The organism is Solidesulfovibrio sp. C21 (assembly GCF_047785625.1).
In the GTDB taxonomy this organism is placed as follows: Bacteria; Desulfobacterota; Desulfovibrionia; order Desulfovibrionales; family Desulfovibrionaceae; genus Solidesulfovibrio.
The window spans coordinates 1-10395 of the sequence record NZ_JBLODY010000103.1 but is presented as its reverse complement, the minus strand read 5'-3'; the positions used below and the strand labels follow the sequence as shown (position 1 = coordinate 10395).

Annotated in this window: 8 protein-coding genes; 6 read left to right on the top strand and 2 right to left on the bottom strand. The window is 63.1% G+C overall.

Annotated elements, in window-relative coordinates:
• Positions 1-260: 260 nt before the first annotated feature.
• Together ACMZ6R_RS18855 and ACMZ6R_RS18850 are read right to left on the bottom strand one after the other, a co-directional pair.
• Positions 261-1706 carry an inorganic phosphate transporter gene (locus ACMZ6R_RS18855; protein WP_416114389.1) on the bottom strand — a complete coding sequence of 482 codons (1446 nt, stop codon included), beginning with the start codon at positions 1704-1706 and terminating at the stop codon, positions 261-263.
• A 103-nt stretch (positions 1707-1809) separates the two neighbouring features.
• A complete protein-coding gene (locus ACMZ6R_RS18850; RefSeq protein WP_416114387.1) occupies positions 1810-1992 on the bottom strand; it encodes a nitrogen fixation protein in 183 nt (60 codons plus the stop codon).
• 240 nt (positions 1993-2232) lie between these two features.
• On the opposite strand from ACMZ6R_RS18850, the gene ACMZ6R_RS18845 reads away from it, so the two are divergent.
• The 6 genes from ACMZ6R_RS18845 to mbfA all read left to right on the top strand — a co-directional run bounded on the left by ACMZ6R_RS18845 (position 2233) and on the right by mbfA (position 10271).
• Complete coding sequence (locus ACMZ6R_RS18845; RefSeq protein WP_416114385.1) at positions 2233-2520, top strand: amphi-Trp domain-containing protein; 288 nt, start codon at positions 2233-2235, stop codon at positions 2518-2520.
• Entirely contained in the window at positions 2513-4147 is a 1635-nt protein-coding gene (locus ACMZ6R_RS18840) for a PhoU domain-containing protein (protein WP_416114383.1), read from the top strand. Before ACMZ6R_RS18845 ends, ACMZ6R_RS18840 begins: the two co-directional genes overlap by 8 nt.
• A 32-nt stretch (positions 4148-4179) precedes the next feature.
• Complete coding sequence (locus tag ACMZ6R_RS18835) at positions 4180-5064, top strand: GAK system ATP-grasp enzyme (protein WP_416114381.1); 885 nt, start codon at positions 4180-4182, stop codon at positions 5062-5064.
• Positions 5061-6149 carry an HprK-related kinase B gene (locus ACMZ6R_RS18830; protein ID WP_416114379.1) on the top strand — a complete coding sequence of 363 codons (1089 nt, stop codon included), beginning with the start codon at positions 5061-5063 and terminating at the stop codon, positions 6147-6149. Before ACMZ6R_RS18835 ends, ACMZ6R_RS18830 begins: the two co-directional genes overlap by 4 nt.
• A 147-nt stretch (positions 6150-6296) precedes the next feature.
• Positions 6297-9077 (top strand): magnesium-translocating P-type ATPase, encoded by a 2781-nt coding sequence (gene mgtA / locus ACMZ6R_RS18825; RefSeq protein WP_416114377.1) that lies wholly within the window; start codon positions 6297-6299, stop codon positions 9075-9077.
• Positions 9078-9314: 237 nt separating this feature from the next.
• Positions 9315-10271 carry an iron exporter MbfA gene (gene mbfA / locus ACMZ6R_RS18820; protein ID WP_416114375.1) on the top strand — a complete coding sequence of 319 codons (957 nt, stop codon included), beginning with the start codon at positions 9315-9317 and terminating at the stop codon, positions 10269-10271.
• Positions 10272-10395 lie beyond the last annotated feature (124 nt).

The following is a 10395-nucleotide window of genomic DNA, read 5'->3' as shown; positions in this document are numbered from 1 at the left end:
GCGGCGTTTTTCAAATGGCGGGAATCCGAAAACTACCGAATCGGTACTTGGCGCTTCGGGCGCGAATAGGAAACGGGCGGTTAGACTGCGTCAGCCGGCTTGACTTCGGGCCACATAGGAAGACTTTTCACGGTAACGGTTACAACCCATTACCTACTTATTTTATTATAAAATTTAGGAAGGGGAGAGCGCGAGAGGGGAGAACCCTTTTTAAAGGGTTTCCCCTCTCGCACCTCTTTTCATCCTCGATTCTTCCCACATCACGCCAGCATGGCGAACAGGAAAAAAAGGCCGGCGCCGAGGAACATGGCGGCCGGCAGAGTAAAGATCCAGGCCATGGCGATGGAGCGCAGGGTGCTCATCTGCAACCCGCTTTTTCCGGCGGCCATGGTGCCGGCCACGCCCGAGGACAGGACGTGAGTGGTCGAAACCGGCAACCCCATGCCGTCGGCCAGGCCGATGGTGGCCATGGCCACCACCTGGGCCGCGGCCCCCTGGGCGTAGGACAGCTTGGTCTTGCCGATCTTTTCGCCGATGGTGACCACGATGCGCTTCCAGCCGACCATGGTGCCGACGCCAAGGGCCATGGACACGGCGAGCAGCACCCAATCCGGGGCGTATTCCGTGGGGCGGCGCAATATCTCGCGCCACTGCTGGAGTTTCTCCCGCTGCGCCGGCGGCGCATCGTCCGCCATGAGGCGCGAGGCGTCGTCGAGGCACAGGATGTCGGTCCGGACGTTCCAGCGATCGGTGGGCGGCAGGGCGGCGATGGAGCCGGCCTGGGCAAGGCTCACCTGAATGGCCTCGGCGGCCGCAACCGCCCCGCGCGGCCCGCAGGAGGCGGTCGGCGAATTCCTGGCCGGTTCCCGGTACTTGCCCGAGGCATAGGCTTTTTCAATCTCCAGGCGATGGGCGTTGAAGTAATCGGTGAACTGGGCCGCCACCTCGCGCACGGCCAGGACGTCCCGGCTCGGCGTATCGACGTCCAGGGCGTAGACGCCAGGCAAGATGCCGATGAGGATAAGCATGATGAGCCCCACGCCCTTCTGGCCGTCGTTGGAGCCGTGGGCCAGGCTGACCCCGAGGCCCGAGAGAATAAGCGCCACGCGCATGCCCAGGGGCGGCGGCGCGTCACCCTCCGGCGGCGCATGCAGGGTCTTGTTTTTCAGGTAGTGCCGCAGCAAAAGCAGCACGGCTCCGGCCAGGACAAAGCCTATGACCGGGGAGATGAGAAGCGACAGCCCCACCTCGATGGCCTTGTGCCAGTTGACGCCGGAGCCGGCCGGCAGGCCCTCGCGCACCGCGTTGGCGAGCCCAACCCCCAGGATGGCTCCGATCAGCGTGTGCGAGCTCGAAGCCGGCAGCCCCAGGTACCAGGTGCCGAAATTCCACAGGATGGCCGAGACCAGCAGGGAAAAGACCATGGCCAGGCCAAGGTTGGTGTTGACCGAGACGAGCAGGTCCACGGGAAGCAGGTGGACAATGGAATAGGCGACGGCGATGCCGCCCATGTGCACGCCGACGAAGTTGCATACACCCGAGAGCACGACGGCCGTGCGGGCGCGCAGGGATTTGGTGTAGATGACCGTGGCCACGGCATTGGCCGTGTCGTGAAAGCCGTTGACGAACTCGAAGGAGAGAGCGATTCCGAGAGATGCCACCAGGAGAAATATGGTGTGACCGTCGAAGCCGAAGAGGATGTGCATGCCGTACTCCGCGCGCGTTTCCAGTCGGGGAATGCCGGCCGGGCGAAGCCGGCCGTGGGGGATTGTGACCTGGGGTGACGGGAACTCGGGAAATTCCGTCGCATCAGGTCCCTTCCACGAGATGCACGAGCGCCTGTCTGGCCTTGAGTTCCTCGGCGGTAAAAAAGAAACCGTGCTTGCCGGCATATTCGATCAGTTCGTCGAGCGGCATGCCGCTGACCATGATCAGGTCGTCCTTGTTTCCACGCAGGTATTCGATAAAACGATCGATGGCATCCTGGCTCATGCGTACCTCCGGTTGACGTTGCGAAAACATGGCTACGAAGGTTTAGGCGCGCGGATATGGAGGGAATGTCAACACCCCGTGGCAATTGGGTGTTTCCGGCGTCCCCGGTTTGGCAAAATCCGTCCTTTCGTGCAATCAACGTCAATTTGCGGCCCGGACTTCATCTTTTCTTCATAATCGGGTGGTATCAACCCCACTGCCGCGCGGCGCCCGCGCCGCCAACGGACGAAAGGAGGCACTGTGGCGAACAAGATTTTCAAATATGAAGGGCTTCAGGAGCCGGACGTCATCGCCGAGTACCTGGAGGCTGTGCGGGACGGCTTCGCCAAAGGGGCCGTCACGCTCACCCAGGGCGAACAGATCATGGAACTTTTGCCCAAGGGCTTGGTGGCGGTCACCATCGAAGGCAAGCTCAAGGGCGAGGACCGCAAGCTCAAGATGACGTTTCGCTGGAAGGAGCGGGAAGGCGAATGCGACCTTCTCGACGCCCCCCTGCTGATCACGCCCCAGGACCCCAGCGATGCATGAGATCGAAACGAACTTCAAATTCCTCCTGGTCGAAGTCGAACGGCAGATCGAGGCGACACTGTCCGTCGTGGAAAAGCACGACGAACGCGCCATCGCCAAGATCGAGGCCCGCGACGATTATATCGACAACCTCAAAAGCGTCATCGAAAACGCCTGCTTCGCCACCCTGCATGGCGAAAAACGACCGAGCGCGGCCGAAGTGGCCTACATCCGCTCGTTCAACATCATCGGCAACAACCTGGAGCGGGTGGGCGACCACGCCGTCAACATCGTGCGCCAGACAAGGCACTACGACGACCCCGAATGCATCAAGCAATACGCCTATAAACCGTTCTTCGACGAGGTAAAACACGCCTTCGACTGGATGCCGCGAGCGGTGCTCGAACGCAACATGTCGGCGGCGCTCAAGATATGCCGTTGCGAGCTGCACCTGGACCGCCTGTACAAGGAGCAGTTCGACCGCATCCGCGACGAATTGTGCACCGGCTACCAGACCGGCGACCTTTTAACCACGCTTTTTATCTTCCGCTACCTGGAACGCATGGGCGATGCGCTCTTAAACATCGGCGAGGCGGCCATCTTCGGCATCACCGGCGACAAATTCAAGATTCACCAGTTCACGGCCTTAAAGGACATCCTGGCCGAAAGCGGCCACGAACTGCCCTTGTCCGAACTGGAATTCGAATCCATCTGGGGCACCCGGTCCGGCTGCCGCATCGGGCGCATCGCCGACCCGGCCCCGGGCGAGGACCTCTCCCGCCGCGACGTCATCTTCAAGGACGGCGACACGGCCAAGCTGCGCAAGGAAGCGGCCAACATAGAACACTGGGAGTCGCTCCTGCCCGGCCTGCCGCCCCGGGTCGAGGCTTTCCGGGAAGGCAAGAAATCAAGCTCCATGCTGGTGGAACTGCTGCCCGGGCAGACCATCCAGGACCTGGCCGTGGCCGGCGACCTGGATCTTTTGCGTCGGGCCCTTACCGCCCAGTGCCTGACCGCCGCGACGCTTTGGCAAAAGACCCTGGTGCGCGGGCCCATCGCGGCCGGATGCATGCCCCAGCTACGGGCCCGGCTCGGCGAGGTGCTGACCGTGCACCCCAATTTCGACGCTCCGTCCCGGTCCATCGGCGCCCTGCCCCTGCCGCGTCTGGAAACGGCCATCACCGCGGCCGAGGCAGTGGAGGAGAAGCTGTCCGCGCCGTTTACGATCTACATCCACGGCGATTACAACAGCAACAACATCCTCTACGACCTGGCCGCCGACCGCATCCACTACATCGACCTGCACCGCTCGGCCGACGCCGATCTGGCCCAGGACGTATCGGTCTTCATGATCTCCAATTTCCGCCTGCCGATCTTCGACGCCGAACGCCGGCGGGTGCTCAACACCGTCATTGTCGAGTTCTTCAACTTCGCCCGGTCGTTCGCCGCGAAACAAGGCGACACGACCTTTGAAATCCGGGTGGCGCTGGGGCTGGCCCGGTCGCTTATCACCTCGACCCGCTTCGAACTGAGCGAACGCTTTTCCAGACAGATGCTTTCCCGCGGCATCTACCTGCTCTCGCGGGTGGCCGGCCACGGCGGCGATCCGGCCGGTTTCCGGCTGCCCGTGGCCGCGGTCTGCTACTAACTTGCACATAAGCCTGACCAAGGGAGGATAGAATGAAGAGAATCGGCGTGGTGGGCATCCCCAAGGGATGGTCCACCCTGCGGCTCCTGGATAGCCTGGAACAAAAGACCGGGTTTCGCCTGTGCATCGACATGGCCGAGGTCCGGCTGGACCTGGAAACGGGCAAGGCGTTTTGCCAGGGGACCGACCTGACCGAACTCGACGCCATCATCGTCAAGAAGATCGCGCCGAGCTACTCTCCCGACGCCCTGGACCGCATGGAGATCCTGCGCTTTCTGCACGCGGGGGGCGTACCCGTCTTCTCCAACCCGGACAGCATGTTTCGCCTGATCGACCGCTTAAGCGGCACGGCGACCCTGCGCCTTGGCGGCATCCCCATGCCGCCGACGGTCATCACCGAGGACATCGAGGAGGCCGCCGACACGGTGACCAAGTTCGGCAAGGCCGTGTTCAAGCCGCTTTACAGCTCCAAGGCCCGGGGCATGACCGTCATCGAGGACACCCCCGAGGCCCGCGAGGAGATCGCCGACTACAAGGCGGCCGGCAACCAGGTCATGTACATCCAGAAGATGGTCTCCCATGCCGGAGGCCACCTGGACCTCGGCGTCTCGTTTTTGGGCGGCAAATACCTGGCCACCTACGCCAGGCAGGGCAGCGGCACGTCCTGGGACACCACCACCCGCACCGGCGGCCATTACGTGCCCCACTCCCCGTCCGACGCCATCATCGCCCTGGCCCACAAGGCCCAGTCGCTTTTTCCGGACATGGCCTTTACCTGCGTGGACGTGGTGGAAACCCCGGATGGGGCGGCCATTTACGAAGTCTCCGCCTTCGGCGGCTTCCGGGGACTGCTTGACGCCTGCGGCATCGACGCGGCCGAAGCCTATGCCGACTACGTTCTGGAGAAAATCGCATGACCGCCCTGACCAGCATTGCCGACATCATGGCCCCGATTCTCGAGGAATCGCCCATCACCCACCGTCTGGAGGTCACCTTCGACGCGGTGACCGTGATCGTCTCCTCCAATTCCAAGGCGCTGATCGACAAGCTCGCCAACTACTACCGCGACTTCATCGGCGGCGGCGGGGCCATCACCATTCCGGTCACGGCCATCGAGGCCGGCCCCCCGAATTTCGACCTGCCCTTCGCCACCAAGCAGCGCGAACCCGGCAAGACCAAGCTCAAGGAAGCCTTCATTGACGTGCAGGACGGCCGGGTGGTCAAGAAGCTCCTGACCGGGCTGGTCTTTCTTTTCGGCCGTGGCGACAACTATGCCGTGGGCCCCTGCATCGAAAACGACAACCAGGTCGTCAATTTCATCAACAACCGCTTCATCGAGCACTGCCTCAAGACCGGGGCCCTGCTCTTTCACGCCGCCGGCGTGGCCGAAAAGGACTCCGGGCTGGTCATCTCCGGCTTTTCCGGGGCCGGCAAGTCCACCCTGGCGCTGGAAATCATGCGCCACGGCACCATGTTTATCAGCAACGACCGGGTGATGGTCTCCAAAAACGGTGACGGGTCACTGACCATGACCGGCGTGGCCAAAATGCCCCGGGTCAACCCGGGCACGGTGCTCAACAACCCGAACCTGGCCCCGGTCATGGACGAGGCTGACCGCAAGCGCTTTTCCGCCCTGCCCGAAGCCGAGCTGTGGGACCTGGAGCACAAGTACGACGCGTTTATCGACGAGTGCTTTGGCCCGGGCCGGTTCAAGCTGGCCTGCCCCATGACCGGGCTGGTGGTCCTGCGCTGGAAGCGAGACACCTCGCCCATGACCGCAAACCGCGTCGACCTGCGCCAGCGCCGCGACCTCATGGCCGCGTTCATGAAGGACGTGGGCCTGTTCTACGAATTCGAGGACGCGTCCGAACCCTCCATCGCCAGCCAGAACGCCTACCTCGATCTTTTGGGCGACCTGCCTGTGCTCGAGATCGACGGCGGCGTGGATTTCCACAAGGCGGCCGAAGCCTGCCTCGCTTTTTTAAAGGAAACACAGTCTTAGGACGGCCTCGCGGGGGATGTGCCGGCGCGCATCCTCCGCGAGACCAGCCCGGTACATGACGGCCTTCCGGCATCGCCTTTCCCGCCGCCCGGCGGCATTGCCGCCGGTTGTTGTGTTCGCTGTCTTTCGTAACGACGCGGAGCCCCTATGACCGATCCCAAATTCACGGCCGCTGACGTCCGGGAACCCCTTGCCGGCCCATCCGGACAGACCGGCCTCAGCCTTGGCCCCGAAGAAGAGTTCGTCAAAAACCTCGAACACTTCGTGCAAAAGGCCCACGCCTTCGGCGGGCTGGCCCACCAGAAAAAAATTACCGCTTATGACGCCTACAAGCACCTGGAAGGCCTGTGGCTGCAGGTCTCGGCCCTGGGCGCGCACCTAAACGAACCCGAGCCCCAGCCCAAATCCGCCATGGCGGGACTCACCGCCCAGGAAGCCGGGGAACGCCTGCGCCAGTACGGCCCAAACCAGGCCGCCACGGCCAAGCGCATCACGCTTTTCGACCGCATTTTCGACGCGGTCAAAAATCCGCTGGTGCTGCTGCTGCTCGTGCTCGGGGCCATCTCCTACGCCACCGACGACGTCCGTTCGGCCGTGGTCATCATCGGCATGGCCCTCATGGGCGTGGTCCTCAAGGTCATCCAGGAGGCCAAGGCCGACACCGCCGCGGCGGAACTCAAAAAGATGGTCCATACCACGGCCACGGTGCTGCGCGACGGCAAGCAATGCGAGATCGCCCTGGCCGGCGTGGTGCCCGGGGACATCGTGCTTTTGGCCGCCGGCGACATGGTGCCGGCCGACGTCCAGCTCCTGCGGGCCAAGGACCTGCACATCAACCAGGCCATGCTGACAGGCGAGGCCCTGCCCGTGGAGAAATCCACCCGGCCGGCCGACCAGCCGCCCCCGGACGGGGAAAGCGGCCTTGGCGACCCGGCCATGTGCTTCATGGGCACCAACGTCGTGTCCGGCTCGGCGGCGGCGGTGGTCACGGCCACCGGGGCCAAGACCTATTTCGGCGGCATCGCGGCCAAGCTGTCGCAAAAGCGCGTGGAAACCGATTTCGATCGCGGCATCAAGGGGTTCACCACGCTGATGCTGCGCTTCATGCTGGTCATGGTGCCCTTCGTCTTCGTGGTAAACGGCGCGACCACCGGCAACTGGATGGGGGCGTTCATGTTCGCCCTGGCCGTGGCCGTGGGGCTGACCCCGGAAATGCTGCCCATGGTGGTGACGGTGTGCCTGTCCAAGGGGGCGCTGGCCATGTCCAAGCACAAGGTCATCGTCAAGCGCCTGGACGCCATCCAGAACTTCGGGGCCATCGACGTGTTGTGCACGGACAAGACCGGCACGTTGACCCAGGACAAGATCATCCTGGAGAAATACCTCGACATCAAAGGCGAGGAGGACTGCTCGGTCCTGGAATACGCCTACATCAACAGCAAGCTGCAAACCGGGCTTCGAAACGCCCTGGACCTGGCCGTCATCGATACCGGCGACGAAGCGGGCAGCACCATCGACCCGTCCCAGTACGAACTGCTCGACGAGATCCCCTTTGACTTCATGCGTAGGCGCTTGAGCGTCATCGTGCGCGACAAGCGCACTGACAAGGCGGTGCTCATCTGCAAGGGCGCGGCCGAGGAAGTCTTCGCCCACAGCCGCACCTACCTCAAAAAGGGCGTCATCAAGCCCCTGGAAGGAACCCATCTGGAAACGCGGCAAAAGCTCGTCCACGACCTCAACGACGACGGTTTCCGCGTGGTGGCCCTGGCCTACAAGGAAGTGGACGGTTCGCGCCGCGACTTCGCCGTGGCCGACGAGTGCGACATGACGCTGATGGGCTACCTGGCCTTCCTCGACCCGCCCAAGGACACCGCCGCCGACGCCCTGGCCGCCATGGTCGCCCACGGCATCAAGCCCAAGATCTTGACCGGCGACAACGCCGTCATCACGGCCAAGATCTGCCGGGAAGTCCGCTTCGACGCCGGCGAACACCTGGTCACCGGCGACCAGGTGGCAAAAATGTCCGAGGAGGAACTCCACGAGGCGGTCACGACCTGCCACGTGTTCGCCAAGCTCGATCCCATGCAGAAGGAGCAGATCGTCACGGCCCTGCGCCAGACCGGCCACGTGGTCGGTTTCATGGGCGACGGCATCAACGACGCTCCGGCCCTGCGCGCGGCCGACGTCGGCATCTCCGTGGATTCGGCCGTGGACGTGGCCAAGGAATCGGCGGACATCATCCTGCTGGAAAAAAGCCTGCACGTGCTGGAACACGGCGTGCTGGAAGGCCGCAAGATCTTCTTCAACATCACCAAGTACATCCGCATGGGGGCCAGTTCCAACTTCGGCAACATGTTCAGCGTGCTCGGGGCCAGCGCCTTTTTGCCCTTCCTGCCCATGCTGCCGATCCAGATCCTGGTCAACAACCTCATGTACGACTTCTCCCAGACCGCCATCCCCACCGACAACGTGGATGCCGACATCTTAAGCAAGCCACGGCGCTGGCGCATCGACGACATCCGGCGCTACATCCTTTTCCTCGGCCCGGTCAGCTCGCTTTTCGACTACGTCACCTTCTTCATCATGATCCACTTCTTCGGGGCCTGGCACAATGCGGCGCTTTTCCAGACCGGCTGGTTCATCGAATCGCTTTTGTCCCAAACCATCATCGTGCACGTGATCCGCACGGACAGCATCCCGTTCCTGCAAAGCTGGTCGAGCGTGCCGCTGGGGCTTACGACCATCTGCATCTGCATCGTCGGCATCTGGCTGCCGTTTTCCCCCTTGGCCGGCACCTTCGGCCTGGTCGTACCGCCGACAAGCTACTGGGGATTTATCGCCTGCGTCATCTTCGGCTACATGTGCCTGGCCCAGGTGGTGAAATCCTGGGTGGTGCGGCGCATCCAGTCAGGCTGTGCCACGGCGTAGGATACCGCAAGGACATCCGGGGGAGGGACTTGTTTGAAAAACCTCCCCCAATCCCCTCCTCAAAAACCGTTTATAATCCAATAACCTTTCGCCCGAAGCTTCGGCTCCATCTCGCATAACTTCTGCTATGGGATCCTTGTTGCGAAAGCCACCCGGCCCGGCGTAGGTTGCCCTGCGCCCGCAGCCGTAACGCCGTTTGCGGCATATCCCCGGTAGTGCGGAGAGGAGAACGCATCCATGAAAAAATTCTCACAGCTCAGTGAGCCGGAAATTCTGGCCCTGGCCATCTCCCTGGAAGAGGGAGACGAGCGCATCTATGCCGAGTTCGCCAACCGCCTGCGCGACACCTATCCGGCCACGGCGGCGGTGTTCGACGGCATGCAGGCCGAGGAATCCACGCACCGGCGGCGGCTGACCGACCTGTTCAAGGCGAAATTCGGCCAGCACATCCCGTTGATTCGCCGCCAGGACGTCAAGGGATTCATCCAGCGCAAGCCCATCTGGCTCGCGCCCGAACTCAAGCTCGAAGCCGTGCGCAACTTCGCCGCCGATATGGAAGGGGAAACGCTGCTTTTCTACGAGAAGGCGGCGGCTAGGACCCAGGATGTCGATATCCGCCGGCTCCTCGACGATCTGGCCCAGGCCGAACGCAAGCACGAAGCCCGGGCCGAACATCTGACCGAAACCAACCTGAACGCGACAGCCCGGGAAACCGAGGCCGCCACCCAGCGCCGCCTGTTCGTGCTGCAAGTCGTCCAGCCGGGTCTGGCCGGACTCATGGACGGCAGCGTGTCCACCCTGGCCCCGGTCTTTGCCGCGGCCATGGCCACCCACGACAGCTGGCAGGCCTTTCTGGTCGGTCTGGCCGCATCGCTTGGCGCGGGCATCAGCATGGGATTCGCCGAGGCGCTTTCCGACGACGGCAGCATGACCGGGCGGGGGCATCCCTGGCTGCGGGGCGTCGTCTGCGGCCTTATGACCACCCTTGGCGGCATCGGCCACACCCTGCCCTTCCTCATCCCCCACTACGGCATGGCCATGACCGTCGCCTTCGCCGTGGTGGCCCTGGAACTGGCCGCCATCACCTGGATCCGGGCCAAATACATGGACACCCCGGTCTTCTCGGCCGCCGTGCAGGTCGGCCTCGGCGGCGCGCTGGTCTTCGCTACCGGCATGTTGATCGGCAGTGCATAGGGGGAAGGAGAGGAGAAGGACTCCGGGGGAGGGAACTTTTTGAAAAAAGTTCCCTCCCCCGGACCCCCACCCTCAAAAACTTTCAAAGGGTGAAGGTGCGGTGGGGCTGACGGACGAAGAACAG

Bases quoted from the DNA above. Each gene is read 5' to 3' on its own strand.
- ACMZ6R_RS18855 (WP_416114389.1), bottom strand. From the start codon at position 1,706: ATGCACATCCTCTTCGGCTTCGACGGTCACACCATATTTCTCCTGGTG.
- ACMZ6R_RS18850 (WP_416114387.1), bottom strand. From the start codon at position 1,992: ATGAGCCAGGATGCCATCGATCGTTTTATCGAATACCTGCGTGGAAAC.
- ACMZ6R_RS18840 (WP_416114383.1), top strand. From the start codon at position 2,513: ATGCATGAGATCGAAACGAACTTCAAATTCCTCCTGGTCGAAGTCGAA.
- ACMZ6R_RS18835 (WP_416114381.1), top strand. From the start codon at position 4,180: ATGAAGAGAATCGGCGTGGTGGGCATCCCCAAGGGATGGTCCACCCTG.
- ACMZ6R_RS18830 (WP_416114379.1), top strand. From the start codon at position 5,061: ATGACCGCCCTGACCAGCATTGCCGACATCATGGCCCCGATTCTCGAG.
- mgtA (WP_416114377.1), top strand. From the start codon at position 6,297: ATGACCGATCCCAAATTCACGGCCGCTGACGTCCGGGAACCCCTTGCC.
- mbfA (WP_416114375.1), top strand. From the start codon at position 9,315: ATGAAAAAATTCTCACAGCTCAGTGAGCCGGAAATTCTGGCCCTGGCC.